The sequence below is a fragment of the Bradyrhizobium sp. 604_D8_N2_3 genome, assembly GCF_051810765.1.
GTDB lineage: Bacteria > Pseudomonadota > Alphaproteobacteria > Rhizobiales > Xanthobacteraceae > Bradyrhizobium > Bradyrhizobium barranii.
Genome location: NZ_JBPWPM010000001.1, coordinates 8,558,555 through 8,573,505, shown reverse-complemented (window position 1 = coordinate 8,573,505; position 14,951 = coordinate 8,558,555). Strand labels below are relative to the sequence as shown.

General features: G+C 64.1%; 15 protein-coding genes. 11 read left to right on the top strand and 4 right to left on the bottom strand.

The genetic code is table 11. The annotated features are described in order from the left end of the window. Nucleotides 1-66 precede the first annotated feature (66 nt). From AB7245_RS41210 to AB7245_RS41195, 4 genes are all read left to right on the top strand, one after another. Nucleotides 67-1,194, top strand: a complete 1,128-nt coding sequence (locus tag AB7245_RS41210) for an acyl-CoA dehydrogenase family protein (RefSeq protein WP_135214786.1) — start codon at nucleotides 67-69, stop codon at nucleotides 1,192-1,194. Between the two features lie 119 nt (nucleotides 1,195-1,313). Further along, the gene (locus tag AB7245_RS41205) at nucleotides 1,314-2,558 is read left to right on the top strand and encodes an acyl-CoA dehydrogenase (RefSeq protein WP_085398970.1); all 1,245 of its coding nucleotides are present in this window, start codon (nucleotides 1,314-1,316) and stop codon (nucleotides 2,556-2,558) included. 123 nt (nucleotides 2,559-2,681) lie between these two features. Continuing rightward, nucleotides 2,682-3,926, top strand: coding sequence for an acyl-CoA dehydrogenase (locus AB7245_RS41200; protein ID WP_085398971.1), 1,245 nt, complete (start codon nucleotides 2,682-2,684; stop codon nucleotides 3,924-3,926). Between the two features lie 136 nt (nucleotides 3,927-4,062). Next, nucleotides 4,063-4,764 (top strand): nitroreductase, encoded by a 702-nt coding sequence (locus AB7245_RS41195; protein ID WP_085398972.1) that lies wholly within the window; start codon nucleotides 4,063-4,065, stop codon nucleotides 4,762-4,764. 97 nt (nucleotides 4,765-4,861) lie between these two features. On the opposite strand, the gene AB7245_RS41190 is transcribed toward AB7245_RS41195, so the two are convergent. Further along, complete coding sequence (locus AB7245_RS41190) at nucleotides 4,862-5,410, bottom strand: sigma-70 family RNA polymerase sigma factor (protein ID WP_014491704.1); 549 nt, start codon at nucleotides 5,408-5,410, stop codon at nucleotides 4,862-4,864. After that, entirely contained in the window at nucleotides 5,410-5,640 is a 231-nt protein-coding gene (locus AB7245_RS41185; RefSeq protein ID WP_063986724.1) for a NepR family anti-sigma factor, read from the bottom strand. Before AB7245_RS41185 ends, AB7245_RS41190 begins: the two co-directional genes overlap by 1 nt. 221 nt (nucleotides 5,641-5,861) lie before the next feature. On the opposite strand from AB7245_RS41185, the gene AB7245_RS41180 reads away from it, so the two are divergent. Continuing rightward, complete coding sequence (locus AB7245_RS41180; RefSeq protein WP_014491706.1) at nucleotides 5,862-6,668, top strand: response regulator; 807 nt, start codon at nucleotides 5,862-5,864, stop codon at nucleotides 6,666-6,668. 82 nt (nucleotides 6,669-6,750) lie between these two features. Here AB7245_RS41180 and AB7245_RS41175 read toward each other — a convergent pair whose 3' ends face one another. Further along, nucleotides 6,751-7,620: an energy transducer TonB family protein gene (locus tag AB7245_RS41175; protein WP_135214787.1), complete on the bottom strand. Its 870-nt coding sequence runs from the start codon at nucleotides 7,618-7,620 to the stop codon at nucleotides 6,751-6,753. Between the two features lie 179 nt (nucleotides 7,621-7,799). On the opposite strand from AB7245_RS41175, the gene AB7245_RS41170 reads away from it, so the two are divergent. The 5 genes from AB7245_RS41170 (at nucleotide 7,800) to AB7245_RS41150 (ending at nucleotide 11,827) form a co-directional block, all read left to right on the top strand. After that, nucleotides 7,800-8,414 (top strand): nuclear transport factor 2 family protein, encoded by a 615-nt coding sequence (locus AB7245_RS41170; RefSeq protein WP_085398973.1) that lies wholly within the window; start codon nucleotides 7,800-7,802, stop codon nucleotides 8,412-8,414. Between the two features lie 264 nt (nucleotides 8,415-8,678). Then, on the top strand, nucleotides 8,679-9,104 hold the full coding sequence (locus AB7245_RS41165) for a hypothetical protein (RefSeq protein ID WP_071909388.1): 426 nt from the start codon (nucleotides 8,679-8,681) through the stop codon (nucleotides 9,102-9,104). Between the two features lie 136 nt (nucleotides 9,105-9,240). Continuing rightward, nucleotides 9,241-11,118: a molecular chaperone HtpG gene (gene htpG / locus AB7245_RS41160; RefSeq protein ID WP_063985743.1), complete on the top strand. Its 1,878-nt coding sequence runs from the start codon at nucleotides 9,241-9,243 to the stop codon at nucleotides 11,116-11,118. Between the two features lie 127 nt (nucleotides 11,119-11,245). Continuing rightward, nucleotides 11,246-11,524 (top strand): DUF3551 domain-containing protein, encoded by a 279-nt coding sequence (locus tag AB7245_RS41155; RefSeq protein WP_085398974.1) that lies wholly within the window; start codon nucleotides 11,246-11,248, stop codon nucleotides 11,522-11,524. 33 nt (nucleotides 11,525-11,557) lie between these two features. Beyond that, nucleotides 11,558-11,827: a DUF3551 domain-containing protein gene (locus AB7245_RS41150; RefSeq protein ID WP_085398975.1), complete on the top strand. Its 270-nt coding sequence runs from the start codon at nucleotides 11,558-11,560 to the stop codon at nucleotides 11,825-11,827. 44 nt (nucleotides 11,828-11,871) lie between these two features. Here AB7245_RS41150 and AB7245_RS41145 read toward each other — a convergent pair whose 3' ends face one another. After that, a complete protein-coding gene (locus tag AB7245_RS41145) occupies nucleotides 11,872-12,576 on the bottom strand; it encodes an SGNH/GDSL hydrolase family protein (RefSeq protein WP_439035603.1) in 705 nt (234 codons plus the stop codon). A 285-nt stretch (nucleotides 12,577-12,861) separates the two neighbouring features. On the opposite strand from AB7245_RS41145, the gene AB7245_RS41140 reads away from it, so the two are divergent. Then, entirely contained in the window at nucleotides 12,862-14,676 is a 1,815-nt protein-coding gene (locus AB7245_RS41140) for a long-chain-acyl-CoA synthetase (protein WP_085398977.1), read from the top strand. The last annotated feature ends 275 nt before the right edge of the window (nucleotides 14,677-14,951 follow it).

Here is a 14,951-nt window from a genome sequence, read left to right as displayed (position 1 = left end):
CGCGCTCCGCGCGCCCCGGAATGACGGCGCAAATAAATGACAACGAATAAATAAGGGTAGCCCGCCATGAACTTCGATTTCTCCGACGACCAGAAACAGCTCCGCGACCAGGCGCGCAAATTCCTCACCGAAGAATGCTCGCCGAAGGCGGTGCGCGTCGTGCTCGACGGCAAGGCGCCCTACGACAAGGACCTCTGGAAAGGCCTCGCCGAGATGGGCTTTCTCGGCGTCGCGATCCCCGAGGAGTTTGGCGGCGCTGGCGCGGGCCATCTCGAGCTTTGCGTGATCGCCGAGGAAATGGGCCGTGCCAACGCGCCGGTGCCGTTCTCCTCGACCGTGTACCTCGCCGCTGAAGCGCTGTTGATCGCCGGCAGCGACGCGCAGAAGAAGAAATGGTTGCCGGCCATCGCTTCGGGGGACGCGATCGGCACGCTGGCGCTGTTCGAGGGCAAGGGCAATCCGTCGCCGAAGAACGTCAAGCTCACCTCTGCGAATGGCGTGCTCAACGGCGTCAAGAAGCCGGTCGCTGATGGTGCGATCGCCGATTTCGCCGTGGTTGCCGCACGCGCGGGATCGAGCGGTCGCGACGGCGACATCTCGCTGTTCCTCGTCGACCTCAAGGCCGGTGGCGTCGAGGTGAAAAGCCTCACCAATCTCGATCCGACCCGCGGGCAGGCCGAGATCACCTTCAAAGACTGCAAGGCCGAGCCGCTGGGAGCTGCCGGCGAAGGCTGGAGCATTTTGACCCAAGTGCTCGACCGCGCCGCGGTGCTGTGCGCCTTCGAGCAGGTCGGTGGCTCCGACCGCGCGCTGGAGATGGGCCGCGACTACGCGCTCGACCGCATCGCCTTTGGCCGCCAGATCGGCTCGTTCCAGGCGGTCAAGCATATGCTCGCGGACATGTATGTGTCTGCGACGCTGGCGCGCTCCAACAGCTATTACGGCGCCTGGGCGCTCTCGACCAACGCGGCTGAGCTGCCGGAAGCCGCAGCCGCCGCGCGCATCAGCGCGACGCAGGCGTTCCAGCATTGCGCCAAGAACAACATCCAGGTTCACGGCGGCATGGGCTTCACCTGGGAGTTCGACTGTCACATGTACTACCGCCGCGCCAACGCCATGGCGCTCGGGCTCGGCAGCCTGTCCTATTGGGAAGACCAGTTGATCGACCGCATGCGCAAGAAGAACGCGGCGTAACGACAGGTGATTTGTAGGATGGGTAGAGCGTAGCGAAACCCATCATGACGCGGGTGGTCTGACAGATGGGTTTCGCTTCGCTCTACCCATCCTACGACGCCGGCGAAGGATGAGAGACCATGAATTTCGACGACACCCCGCAGGAAGCCGAATTCCGCGCCACCGCCCGCGCCTGGATCGGCGCGAACGCGCCCAGGCAGTACGAGGAAGAGCTGCGCAAATCCTCGCTCGGCCGCACCCAGCTCAAGAACGCCAATATTCTCGAGGTCGCCAAGGCCTGGCAGAAGAAGAAGGCCGATGCCGGCTGGGCCTGCCTGCACTGGCCGAAGGAGTATGGCGGGCGCGGCTCGTCGCCGATCGAGCGCGTGATCTGGCAACAGGAAGAGGGGCCGTTCGGCCAGCTGTCCCGCATGTTCATCATCGGCCATGGCATGTGCGGGCCGACCATGATGGCGTTCGCGCGCGAGGAGCATAAGCGCACCTATCTGCCGCCGCTCGCCTCCGGCGAAAAGGTCTGGTGCCAGCTGTTCTCCGAGCCTGCCGGCGGCTCCGACGTCGCGGGCCTGCGCACGCGCGCGGAAAAGGACGGCGACGACTGGGTGATCAACGGCCAGAAGATCTGGACCTCGGGGGCGCATTATTCCGACTACGGCATCCTGCTCACGCGCACCGACCCGACCGTGCCCAAGCACAAGGGTCTCACCATGTTCTTCCTGGACATGAAGAGCCCGGGCGTCGAGGTGCGGCCGATCAAGCAGGCGAGCGGCGCATCCGACTTCAACGAGGTCTATTTCACAAACGTCCGCATTCCCGATCATCAGCGTCTCGGCGAGGTCGGTGACGGCTGGAACGTCTCGCTGACCACGCTGATGAACGAGCGCAGCGCGATCGGCGCGGCCGTCTCGACCGGTTTCCCGGAGCTGTTCGAATATTGCTCCAGCCTGATGCTCGACGATGGCCCGGCGATCGAGGACCGCGCAGTGCGCTCGAAGCTTGCGAACTGGGCGGCGAAGGCGAGCGGGCTGAAGTACACCAGCATGCGCGCGATCTCGGCGCTGTCGAAGGGCGAGCGGCCGGGGCCGGAGAACTCGATCGGCAAGCTGGTCGCAGGCTCGATGATCCAGGACGTCGCGACCTACGCGCTGGACCTGCAGGGTGCGAGCGGCGTGATCAGCGGCGAGGATGCTGAACTCGTCGGCCGTTTCCAGGCGATGCTCTTGCGCGCGCCGGGCACGCGCGTCGAAGGCGGCACCGACGAGATCATGCGCAACATCATCGCCGAGCGGGTGCTGGGCCTGCCCGGCGATATCCGTGTCGACAAGGACGTGCCGTTCAACAAGATCCCGACGAAGGGAAGAGGTTAGAATCGTAGGGTGGGCAAAGGCGCGTAGCGCCGTGCCCACCAATTCTGTCGAGAACGAGGGAAGGTGGTGGGCACGCTTCGCTTTGCCCACCCTACGCACCGAGCAAGAATTGAGAGGTTCGCCATGAATTTCGACGACACCCCGCAGGAAGCCGCTTTCCGCGAGACCGCGCGCAAATGGGTCGAGGCCAATGCGCCCAAGGAATTGCATACCGAGCTGTCAAATTCCTCGCTCGGCCGCATCCGGCTGGCCAATCATGACATCGTCGATGTCGGCAAGGCCTGGCAGAAGAAGAAGTTCGAGGGCAATTGGGCCTGCCTGCACTGGCCAAAGGAATATGGCGGCCGCGACGCCACGCCGATCGAGAAGGTGATCTGGCAGCAGGAGGAGGGCGTCTACGGCAAGCTGACGCAACCGTTCCAGATCGGCGAGGGCATGTGCGGCCCGACCGTGATGGCTTTCGGCAGCGAGGACGCCAAGCGCCGCCATCTGCCGAAGCTCGCCTCCGGCGAGGAGATCTGGTGCCAGCTGTTCTCCGAGCCGTCCGCCGGCTCCGACGTCGCGGGGCTGCGCACCCGCGCGGAGAAGAAGGGCGACAATTGGGTCGTCAACGGCCAGAAGATCTGGACCTCGGGCGCGCATTATTCCGACTTCGGTCTGTTGATCGCGCGGACCGATCCGAATGTGCCCAAGCACAAGGGCCTCACCATGTTCTTCCTGGACATGAAGAGCCCGGGCGTCGAGGTCCGCCCGATCAAGCAGGCCAACGGCATGCAGGAGTTCAACGAGGTCTATTTCACCGATGTGGTGATCCCCGACAGCCAGCGCCTCGGCGCCGTCGGCGAGGGCTGGAGCGTGTCGCTGACGACGCTGATGAACGAGCGGATGTCGATCGGCTCGCGGCTTGCGACCGGCGTCCCTGAAATGTTCGAGTTCTGCTCCAATCTGATGCTGGAGGACGGGCTCGCCATCGACGATCCCGCCGTGCGCTCGAAACTCGCGAGCTGGGCGGTGAAGTCGAGCGGGCTGAAATACACCAGCTACCGCGCGATCTCGGCGCTCTCGAAGGGCGATCGCCCGGGGCCGGAGAATTCGATCGGCAAGCTCGTCTCGGGCATGATGCTCCAGGACATCGCGACCTACGCCATGGATCTTCAGGGCGCGGCTGGTGTTCTCACCGGCGCCGACGAGGAGACGGTGCAGGGCCAGTTCCAGCAGATGCTGCTGTCCTCACCCTCGATGCGCATCGCCGGCGGCACCGACGAGATCTTGCGCAACATCATTGCCGAGCGCGTGCTGGGATTGCCGGGCGACATTCGCGTCGACAAGGACGTGCCGTATAACAAGATCCCGACCAAGGGTCGGTGATCCAGCCTCTCGCTGTATCGCGTAGGGTGGGCAAAGCGAAGCGTGCCCACCATATGCAGATGCGCCGGGGCAAGTCTGTCGGTGGGCACGGCGCTATCGCGCCTTTGCCCACCCTACGAGGAGCGCGAGCTAATTCATGGATGCAAAAGTGAGCCAGACCCAAGACCGCATCGGCGTGCTCGAAGAGCTCCTCAACGAGCGCTACTCCGTCCGCGCCTTCTTGGCCAAGGAGGTCGACCGCGCGACCATCGAGCATGTGCTCGCCACCGCGCAGCGCACCGCGTCCTGGTGCAACAGCCAGCCCTGGCAGGTCATCATCGCCAGTGGCGCGGCCAAGGAGCGCTTCCGCCAGGCGATCTACCAGGAAGCATCAGGCGGATTGGGTGACGATTACGACTTCACGCCACCTCGCGAATATGCGGGCGTCTATCTCGAACGCCGCCGCGAGAGCGGCTTTCAGCTCTACAACACGCTCGGCATCGCCCGCGGCGACAAGATGGCTTATGCAAAACAGGCGCTGGAGAATTACAATTTCTTCGGCGCGCCCCATGTCGCGATCATCCACACCAACGAGCCGCTCGGCATCTACGGTGCGATCGATTGCGGCGCCTATGTCTCGAATTTCATGCTGGCCGCGCAGGCGCTCGGGCTCGGCACCATTCCGCAGGCGGCACTGGCGCGCCACTCCGGCCTGATCCGCCGCCACTTCAATCTGCCCGACGACCGCCGCGTCGTCTGCGGCATCTCGTTCGGCTATGCCGACGACGCCGACAAGGTCAACAGCTACCGCACCTCGCGCGCGAGCGTCGCCGACACCGCCACGTTCGCGGACGAATGATCCCGTCTCACGCGCGCCGTCCGGTTTTCACGCACGCGCAAAGGCGGCCGCAGAAACGGCCGCCTTCACATTCGTCTCGGTCCGGTTGACGCGGCCGTTATCCGCCGCTGCCGCCGATCACGGCGCGCACGGTCTCGTCGGGCCCGAAGTCCTCGGCGCCATCGACATAAAGCAGCGCAGCGAGCTTTGAGCGCGCGCGATTGACGCGGCTCTTGATCGTGCCGACTGCACAGCCGCAGATCGAAGCTGCGTCCTCATAGGAGAAGCCGGAGGCGCCGACGAGGATCAAGGCCTCGCGCTGGTCCTGCGGAAGCTTTTCGAGCGCGCCGCGGAACTCCTCGAACTCGAGATGCGCGTTCTGCGACGGCTGCGTCTTCAGCGTCTTGGCATAGTTGCCCTCGGCATCCTCCACCTCCCGCCGCCGCTTGCGATAGTCGGAGCGGAACAGGTTGCGAAGGATCGTGAACAGCCACGCCGGCAGGTTTGAGCCGGGCTGGAACGAGTCGATGTTGGCGAGCGCACGCAGAAGCGTTTCCTGCACCAGATCGTCGGCGCGGTCGGCATTGCCGCTCAGCGAGATCGCGAACGCGCGCAGACTTGGCACGGCCGCGAGGATGTCGTCACGAAGGGAGTCCGTGAGAGGCATTAATCCCTCCCATTGTTGTCGTTGGAGCCCCTGTCAGGTTCCACTTGGGGTGCGCCTCCGGGCGCATCAAGCTTCTTGATCAGTTCCGCGAACCGGTCCGGAACCCCCTGCCGCACCACGTCGTCGTACATGGCGCGCAGCTGGTGGCCGATCCGGGACTGAATCTCCGGAGTGAGGCCTCCCTTGCCGGGGGTCGTGCTTTTGCTGGCTTGAGACTTGAGATCTTTCATGACCTGTTCCACGTTTCCCCGAGTTAAGTAACTGTAAAATCGAGAAGTTCTCTCAACCGGGAGCCGTTCCCTGAATAGGCACAATTCCAGGTTCGACAAAAAGTTCCCAGATAAGCGGAACTTTTCTTGGCGTGAGGCGTAGACAGCCCAGCAGGGGAACCCGGGCCTCCCCGCTTGTTGCCTGGTTCGTCAAGGTTGGCCCGAAGATGAATGGAGTGGGGATGTCCCGTTCGCAGCTTGTTGCTGAACACTTGCCGTTGTTGCGCCGGTACGCGCGCGCCCTGACGGGCAGCCAGGCCTCCGGTGACGCCTATGTCGCAGCCATGTTGGAAGCGATGCTCGGAGATCCGTCCGTGCTCGACGAGAGCCATGGTCCGCGCGCCGGCCTGTTCCGGCTGTTCACCCAGATATGGAATTCGGTCTCCGTCAACGACGATGCCGAGGTGACGACCTTGCCGATGCCGCCGGAGCGGCGGCTGTCGAACATCACGCCGCTGCCGCGGCAGGCGTTCCTGCTGCTCTCGCTCGAGGGATTCTCGGAAGAGGAAGTCGGCTACATCCTCGGCACCGACGTCGCCGAGACGCGGCGGCTTGCCGATGCCGCGGGACGCGAGATGGCGGCCGAGATCGCGACCGACGTGCTGATCATCGAGGACGAGACCTTCATCGCCATGGACCTCGAGAGTCTGGTGAAGAATCTCGGTCACAATGTCGTTGGTGTCGCGCGCACCCATGCCGATGCGGTGGCGCTGGCCAAGAACAAGCGGCCGGGCCTGATTCTCGCCGACATCCAGCTTGCCGACGGCTCGTCGGGCCTGGACGCCGTCAACGAGCTGCTCCGCACCTTCGAGGTGCCGGTGGTGTTCATCACCGCCTATCCGGAGCGCTTCCTGACCGGCGAGCGCCCCGAGCCGGCGTTCCTGATCTCAAAACCGTTCCAGCCCGCGATGGTGTCGGCGGTGGCGAGCCAGGCGCTGTTCTTCCAGCGGAACTCGCGCAACCGCGCGCCCAAGGCGCCGGCGGCGTAAGCAAGCCTCTATCGGACTAAGGAAACGGCGCGTCGCAAGGCGCGCCGTTTTTGCATGTGGCAGAGAGTTGTTCTGTTCTGCTTCAGCAGCCGCGGCAGATGCTGCGAAGCATGGAATTCAGCTTGGTATCGTCTGGCCCAGGGGACTTCGCATTCAGCCTGGCCTGGTCCTCGATCCAGGATTTGAGCAATTTTTCTCGTTCCGGCGACGGCCCTGGGTTTAGCCGCGTTCCGTCGAAGCTCATGAGGACGGTCACTCTCTGCAGGTCGTCCTTCGCCTCAGCGGGCGGTTTCGGGAATGGCACGGATCGCTCGACCATGGCGAGCGTTGCGGCATCTAGCGGCGCGAAGCCTGTGCTTTCTACCAGCACGTTCGAGATCAATTTGCCTGAACGATCGACCACGAACGTGACGCCGGTATCGCCCCTCTGACCGATCGCCTCCGGAGGAAATGCCCTGTGGCGCCAGACGTGTTGGGTGACCGTCTTGCGCCAGGCGGCCATGGGATCGGCCTCCGTGGAGGCGGGATCCGTGGAGGCGGGATCCGGCCTGCTCAGCACGACCCCTAAGGGCGGCACCTGAAATTGACGGCCGCTGAAGACAATCTGCACCGTGAAAGGGAACGAGTCCTCCTTGAGCTCCGAAGGTGGCGCCGGAAACGGTTCGGCGCGGGCGATGATCGCCAGCGCAGCATCGTCGAGCGACCGCGAGCCGGCGCTTTCAGCCAACGCCCGCGAGATCAACGTGCCCGACCGGTCGATGACGAAAGTGACTCTGGCCTTGCCGGTTTGCCCCCGTGCTCCAACTGGAAAGAACCTGTTGCTTGCAATATGTGCCGACAGCCCCGCCTTCCAGGCTTTGACGGTCTCGCTCTGCGGTTCAGTCTGCGCATGTGCGGGGAACGCCGCCAACAATCCGAGAAGCGCGGCCAACAAGGGGAATTTCATCTGCATCGGTGCGGATACTAATCGCGGTCAGGTTGATTGCAAGGCTCCCTACCCGTATCGCGCTCGCGCGGCTGTGGGCAATTCGAAGGGCTGGGAAGCCCGCTTGACGGCGGCCAAATTGCCTCGTTCATACGTCGGGTCGATGACATCAGTCGCGACCTCGAGCCGCCAGGGGATTTTTCATCATGGACCAGCAACTCCTCGACCGCCTCGCCATCCGCGACCTCGTCGAGAACTGGGCGGTGTGGCGCGACGCCGGTGACTGGGAGCGTTTTGCTACGGTCTGGCATGACGAGGGCTGGATGTCCGCCACCTGGTTTCAGGGACCGGCGCGGGATTTCATGCGGGTCAGTCAGGAGGGGTTTGCCAAGGGCGTGCGCATCCTGCATTTCCTCGGCGGCACCAGCATCGATCTCGCAGGCGAGCGCGCCATCGCGCAGACCAAGATGACGATCTCGCAGCGTGCCCCGGTGCATGACGTGCTCTGCGACGTCGTCTGCACCGGGCGCTTCTACGATTTCCTGGAGAAGCGGCATGACCAATCCGGTATTGGCAAATGGGGCATCGTCCGCCGCCAGCCGATCTACGAGAAGGACCGGATCGATCCGGTCGATCCCGCCGCAACGCTTCAACTCGACCAAAAAGCGCTCGCCGCACTGCCCGAAGGCTACCGCCACCTCGCCTACATGCAGGAGCTGATCGGCTACAAGGTCAAGCGCGACATGCCGGGCCTGATCGGCACTGAAGTCGAGAAGCTCTATGGCGAGGGGCGGAATTGGCTGGCGGGGAAGTCGAAGTGAACCGCAGACAAAAGTAAGGCGCGACTGGCATCACCACAGTCGCGCCCTACGTCGCCGGCTTATGGGGCAGGGGGGAATAGCCGGCTGTTGAGACGACTCTCGGGCCTGAGAGTCGTTCCAGGCGGGTGAAAATTTTTTTGTGCGGCCTTTTTATGCGCCCTGCCGTGAATTTCGCACACGGTTAAGTGATCTTAACGGCTGAGAACTGCCGGTCCTCCCATCGCGTTGTTCCCGCGATCGCCATGGGGCGAGGGATCGACAGCCATGTTGCAGATGCAAAAGGTATTTTTGGGTGTTGTCGCGATTGCCGCGACGCTTGGTGCCGTCCAGGTCGGTGCCGTCCAGCTGGCCTCTGGCCATGATCTGGCCGACCGCTGGCAGGCGGTCGCCGACAGGCCCACGCAAGATGCGGGTCACAACGTCAACCGTTCCGGCAAGGCCGACCGGTTCGCCGACGTCAAGCAGGCCCCGGTTCCCACCCGCACCGTGTCGATGCGGCTGAACGATCTGGCCGAGACGTCGGTGCTGCTGCGGGTCCGCGCGGTCATCGAGACCGGCAACGCCAAGCCGCCGGTGCTGCTCCAGAACCGGAAGCAGGGTCCCAAGAGGCCGACGATTGCCTGCGAGCCGATGGTCAGCTCCCTGACCGAGGTCGCAAAGCTGCTCCAGCCCGGCCGCTGTGTGACCTGATTCGTCTTCGCCGCCCTTGGCCGCCACGGACAAATCGCCTTCCCGCCGGGAGGGCGATAGTTCACGTCCACTTGATCCCCTATCCCCTCGCGTTATATCCCGGGTTTCTTTCCCCTTTGATTGACCGGGTAAACGCATGACGACGTCAGATACGGCCGCGCATACGCAGCCTTTCCAGGCCGAGGTTTCCGAGCTTCTGCACCTCATGGTGCACTCCGTCTATTCCGAGACCGACATCTTCCTGCGCGAGCTCGTCTCCAACGCATCGGACGCCTGCGACAAGCTGCGCTATGAAGCCATCGCCAGCCCGGCGCTGCTGGGCGAGGGCGACGCGCTCAAGATCCGGATCATCCCCAACAAGACGGCCGGAACGCTCACGATCGCCGACAACGGCATCGGCATGGAGCGCCAGGAGCTGATCGACCATCTCGGCACCATTGCCCGTTCCGGCACCAAGGCGTTCGTCTCGAAGCTGAAGGAGGCCAAGGACGGCCTCGGCCTGATCGGCCAGTTCGGCGTCGGCTTCTATTCCGCCTTCATGGTCGCCGAGAAGATCGTCGTCGTCAGCCGGCGTGCCGGCGAGAGCGACGTGTGGAGCTGGACGTCCTCCGGCGGCTCCGGCTTCGAGATCGCGCACGCAAGCGATGAGGAAGTGGCGCGCGTGGCACGCGGCACCGAGATCGTCCTGCACCTGAAGGACGACGCCAAGAAGTATCTCGAGACCTACGAGATCGAGCGCATCGTCAGTGCCTATTCCGACAACATCCTGTTCCCCATCGAGCTGGTGCCGGAAGAGGGTGAGCCGCGCCAGATCAACTCGGCGAGCGCGCTGTGGCAGCGCTCCAAGTCCGAGCTGACGGCCGAGGACTACAAGAAGGCCTATCAGCAGATCGCCTCCGCCTTCGACGATCCCGCGATGACGCTGCACTACCGCGCGGAAGGCCGCTATTCCTACGCCGTGCTGCTGTTCGCGCCGTCGACGAAGCCGTTCGACCTGTTCGAGCCGAACCGCAAGGGCCGGGTGAAGCTTTACGTCCGCCGCGTCTTCATCACCGACGATGCCGATCTGCTGCCCGGCTATCTCCGCTTCATCCGCGGCGTGGTCGACAGCGAAGATCTCCCGCTCAACATCTCGCGCGAGATGCTCCAGAACAATCCGCAGCTCGCGCAGATCCGGAAAGCCGTGGCGACCCGAGTCGTTTCCGAGCTGGAAAGCCTTGCCGACAAGGACCCGGAGAATTTTGCCAGGATCTGGGACGCCTTCGGCGCAGTGCTGAAAGAAGGCATCTACGAGGATTTCGAGCGGCGCGAAAAGCTGCTGTCCTTGTCGCGCTTCGCCACCACCTCGGGCGAGAAGCGTTCGCTGAAGGACGTCATCGCCGGTTTCAAGCCGAACCAGACCGAGATCTACTATCTCGTCGGCGACAGCATCGAGCGGCTGAAGTCCAATCCGCGGCTGGAAGCCGCGACCGCGCGCGGCATCGAGGTGCTGCTGCTGTCGGATCCGGTCGATGCCTTCTGGACCTCGATGCCATCGGAGTTTGACGGCAAGCCGCTGAAATCGCTGAGCCAGGGCGATCTCAATCTCGACCTGATCCCGCGCACCGACGAGGCCGACGAGGCGAAGAAGGACGAGCCGCAAGCCGACGAGGCCGCTACCATCGCGGTGATCAAGGCCGCGCTCGGCGAGCGCGTCAGCGACGTCAAGGTCTCGACGCGCCTCACCAGCTCCGCCTCCTGCCTCGTCGCCGACAGTCAGGGCCCGAGCCGCGAGCTCGAGCGCATCCTGTCGCAGCAGAACCGCGGCATGCGCACCAAGCCGATCCTCGAGATCAATCTGCGCCATCCGCTGGTGACGGCGATCACCGGGGCGCAGGCCGGCTCCAGGGCGGTCGACGATCTCAGTCTGATCCTGCTCGAACAGGCGCAGATCCTGGACGGCGAATTGCCCGAAGACCCTGCCGCGTTTGCGGCAAGGCTCAACCGGCTGGTCCTGCAGGGGCTGGGCGGGTAGCGCGCGCAGCGCACCCTGCTCACCTTGCCGTCATCCGCCGGAGGAACAGTCGCCTCCGGCGTGGTGTTATGCCATAGGAGGACGTCGGCATCAGATCCGACGCCGCCATCGATTCGAGGATGTCTCCATGCGCCTGCCTGTCCTGACCCTCACCGCGATTGCCACGCTGTTCGTGGCGGCAGATGCCGAAGCCCAGACCTATGATCCGCGCTATCCGGTGTGCATGCACGTCTATACTTCGGGCGGCCGGGGCGGTGGCGGCGACTATTACGACTGCTCCTTCACCTCGATCCCGCAGTGCCGGGCCACGGCGTCGGGCCGCGCGGCGAGCTGCGATGTCAATCCCTATTACGCCTACAACGAACCGCCGCCGCCCCCGCGCAAGCGTCACAAGAAGGTGCAGTAGTTGTTCGCGATGCGGCACGCAGCAACATCCCTCATGCGTTTCTCATCCGGCCTGATCATCACCGTCGGCGCGCTGACCGCAGCTGCGCCGTCGCATGCGCAGACCTTTGATCCCAGCTTTCCCGTCTGCATGCACGTCTATTCCGGCGCGAACGGCGGCGGCGGGGAGTGGTACGATTGCTCCTTCACGTCGCTGCCGCAGTGCCGCGCCACGGCGTCGGGCCGCGCCGCGACCTGCGATCTCAATCCGTATTATCCGGTCAACGTTGCGCCGCCGCGCCCACGCTACAGGCGAAGCGGCTAGCGCCCACCACCCGTTCAGCTGCGAATCCGGCGGAGCATGCAGAACTAGGTGCCGTGAGGCGCCTTGTTGGCAGCCGCGAAGATCGCGTCGGTCAATTGCCAGGTCATCTTGTCCGTGGTCCAGTCGCTGGCGTGCAGCCTGGTGTCATCGCCCGGGTCGACCAAATGGTCGAACGAGATCCTTGCGACCTTGTGCCAGCTCTTCATCAGCGCGAAGCGGCGGAAGACGTTGACCTGTTTCTCGTACGCGATCTGGCTGATCGCCTCGACCATGGCGTCCGCTTTCTGGTGCTTGGCCGGTGTCAGCACCGCAGGCACATATTGAAGGTCCATCAGGATCACGTCGATCCGCTTCGCGCCGAGCAGCTGGTCGACACCCTCACGAATGGCCTTCGTGGTGTCCGCAAACGAGGGACCGTCGGCTTGCCACACCGAATTGGTGCCGACCTGCCAGATGACGAGATCGGGATTGAGATCGAAGACGTCGTGCTCGAACCGCTTCAGCTCCAAAGGAGCGTCTTCGCCGCCGACGCCCCGGTTGATCACCTCGATTCCGACATTTGGAAATTTGATCCGAAGATCCGCCAGCAGCCGTTGCGGATAGGGAGCGATGCCTCCTTCGCCCGCCGTGGTCGACGAGCCGATCGCAACCACTCTGGCCTGCCCACCCTTCACGCGGTTGCCGAAATTCTCCAGGCGCTGGTCGAACGGCGCGGCCTGGACCGGAAACTCTGACGGATCGAAAGCCACGGGACGCCTCCCTTTCGTAGCCATGACAACGCAGGGTAGAAAAGCATAGCCCGTTTACCAGGGAGCGCATAGCCTCGGCGAGGCCGGATCGCTACCCCGTCCCGATCCCCGACAACTCGATCACCTTGCACCAGCGATCGGTCCCCGCCGTCAGCACGCCGCCCAACTCGCCCGCGTCGGACGGCCAGAGTTAATCACGTACTAACCTGGCTTTACCTTGTCTCTTAACACCTGGGCAGGGCATGCGAGCTAAGCTTGGAGAAACAGCAGACACGTTCCGAAAGAATGGACGGCATGACCATCGGCGTCATCGAGCAACCGAAAGTCGCGCGCGCACCTTCGGCTTCAAAGATCTGGCTGAAGGCGATCGAGCTCACCGCACGCATCGAGACGCTGCCGGGCCGGCTGTTCGCCGACGTCGTTGACGATTGGGCGCAGCGTCAGCCCGATCGCACCGCGCTGGTCGCAGATGAGACAACGATCGACTACGCAGGCCTCTCGAAGCGCATCAACCGCTATGCGCGCTGGGCGCGCTCGGTCGGCGTGGCCAAGGGGGATACCGTCGCGCTGATCATGCCGAACGGCATCGACTATCTTGCCGCGTGGCTCGGCATCAGCCGGGTCGGCGGCGTGGTCGCGCTGATCAACACCAGGCTCGTCGGCCAGTCGCTCGCGCATTGCGTCGATGTGGCCAGGCCGTCGCATGTCATCGTCGCGCACGAGCTCATGGAAGCCTTGGACGGCGCGTCGCCGCACCTGAAGACAGAAGCAAAAGTCTGGACCCATGGCGATGCCCGCAGCGAGCGCGCGATCGACGTCGCACTTGTCGCGCTCGAGGACGGGCCGCTCTCGCCGGACGAGCATGGCGACGTGACGATCAACGACCGGGCCCTGCTGATCTACACCTCCGGGACCACCGGCCTGCCGAAGGCGGCGAGCATCAGCCACCGACGCATCCTCAACTGGGGCTTCTGGTTCGCCGGCCTCACCGGCGCCAGCCCGCAGGACCGGCTCTATGATTGCCTGCCGCTGTTCCACTCGGTCGGCGGCATCGTCGCGCCGTGCAGCATGCTCGCCGCCGGCGGCTCCGTGGTGATCGCGGAAAAATTCTCGGCCTCGAACTTCTGGCCCGACATCGTGCGGCACGATTGCACGCTGTTCCAGTACATCGGCGAGCTCTGCCGCTACCTTCTGAAGGCGGCGCCGTCCGAATACGAGAACCGTCACCGCCTGCGGCTCGTCTGCGGCAACGGCCTGCGCGGCGACATCTGGGAGGATTTCCAGGGCCGCTTTGCCATTCCGCGCATCCTCGAATTCTATGCAGCGACCGAAGGCAATTTCTCGCTGTTCAACGTCGAGGGCCAGCCGGGTGCGATTGGACGCGTTCCGCCATTGCTCGCGCATCGCTTTCCGGCGGGGCTCGTCAAGCTCGATCCTGATAGCGGTGCACCCTTGCGCAACGAAGAGGGCTTTTGCGTTGCCTGCGCCCGGGGCGAGGCCGGCGAAGCCATCGGCCGCATCGGCACCGCGGACGAGGGCGGTGGCCGTTTCGAGGGCTATACCGACGCGGGCGAAACCGAGAAGAAAATCCTGCGCGATGTCTTTGCCAAGGGCGATGCCTGGTTCCGCACCGGCGATCTGATGCGGCTCGACGACAAGGGTTTCTTCCATTTCGTCGACCGCATCGGCGACACCTTTCGTTGGAAGGGTGAGAACGTCGCGACATCGGAAGTCAACGACGCCGTGCGCGATTTCACCGGCGTGATCGATGCCACCACCTATGGCGTCAGCATCCCCGGCACCGACGGCCGCGCCGGCATGAGCGCCATCGTCGTCAACGAGGGGTTTGACATCGAGGGGCTGCCCGCCCATCTCGCGCAGCGTTTGCCGGCTTACGCCCGCCCCGTCTTCATCCGTATCTCCCGCGAGCTCGATGCGACCGAGACGTTCAAGCAGAAGAAGGGCGAACTGGCCCGGGAGGGCTTTGATCCGGGCCTGATAAGCGAGCCGCTGTTCATGCTCGACCCGAAATCCGGCGCCTACATCGCCTTGGACGCTGAGACATATGCGCGTGTCGTCGTTGGTACGATCAGGCTGTAACTCATGAGCACGTTGCCACGAGGCAGGTGCGCTCCCTCCCCCCTTGCGGGGGAGGGCTGGGGAGAGGGGTAGCCCCGGAAAAGGACTAACCGTCATCTCGGGTGTCGCAACAGAATTTGCCAGCGCCGAGAGAGTGTGCCGTGCGGCACCCCTCTCCCTGCCCCTCCCCCGCAAGGGGGGAGGGAATGCGAGCAGCGTGCTCACCTCACTGCAACACGCAGCAAAATCCGCCAGATAGGTCCAATTTTATCTGAATTGTCCAAGAAGCCATTTAC

What these genes read in the sequence shown, in the direction of transcription:
- AB7245_RS41210 (WP_135214786.1), top strand. Translation starts at nt 67, where the DNA reads ATGAACTTCGATTTCTCCGACGACCAGAAACAGCTCCGCGACCAGGCG.
- AB7245_RS41205 (WP_085398970.1), top strand. Translation starts at nt 1,314, where the DNA reads ATGAATTTCGACGACACCCCGCAGGAAGCCGAATTCCGCGCCACCGCC.
- AB7245_RS41200 (WP_085398971.1), top strand. Translation starts at nt 2,682, where the DNA reads ATGAATTTCGACGACACCCCGCAGGAAGCCGCTTTCCGCGAGACCGCG.
- AB7245_RS41195 (WP_085398972.1), top strand. Translation starts at nt 4,063, where the DNA reads ATGGATGCAAAAGTGAGCCAGACCCAAGACCGCATCGGCGTGCTCGAA.
- AB7245_RS41190 (WP_014491704.1), bottom strand. Translation starts at nt 5,410, where the DNA reads ATGCCTCTCACGGACTCCCTTCGTGACGACATCCTCGCGGCCGTGCCA.
- AB7245_RS41185 (WP_063986724.1), bottom strand. Translation starts at nt 5,640, where the DNA reads ATGAAAGATCTCAAGTCTCAAGCCAGCAAAAGCACGACCCCCGGCAAG.
- AB7245_RS41180 (WP_014491706.1), top strand. Translation starts at nt 5,862, where the DNA reads ATGTCCCGTTCGCAGCTTGTTGCTGAACACTTGCCGTTGTTGCGCCGG.
- AB7245_RS41175 (WP_135214787.1), bottom strand. Translation starts at nt 7,620, where the DNA reads ATGCAGATGAAATTCCCCTTGTTGGCCGCGCTTCTCGGATTGTTGGCG.
- AB7245_RS41170 (WP_085398973.1), top strand. Translation starts at nt 7,800, where the DNA reads ATGGACCAGCAACTCCTCGACCGCCTCGCCATCCGCGACCTCGTCGAG.
- AB7245_RS41165 (WP_071909388.1), top strand. Translation starts at nt 8,679, where the DNA reads ATGTTGCAGATGCAAAAGGTATTTTTGGGTGTTGTCGCGATTGCCGCG.
- htpG (WP_063985743.1), top strand. Translation starts at nt 9,241, where the DNA reads ATGACGACGTCAGATACGGCCGCGCATACGCAGCCTTTCCAGGCCGAG.
- AB7245_RS41155 (WP_085398974.1), top strand. Translation starts at nt 11,246, where the DNA reads ATGCGCCTGCCTGTCCTGACCCTCACCGCGATTGCCACGCTGTTCGTG.
- AB7245_RS41150 (WP_085398975.1), top strand. Translation starts at nt 11,558, where the DNA reads ATGCGTTTCTCATCCGGCCTGATCATCACCGTCGGCGCGCTGACCGCA.
- AB7245_RS41140 (WP_085398977.1), top strand. Translation starts at nt 12,862, where the DNA reads ATGGACGGCATGACCATCGGCGTCATCGAGCAACCGAAAGTCGCGCGC.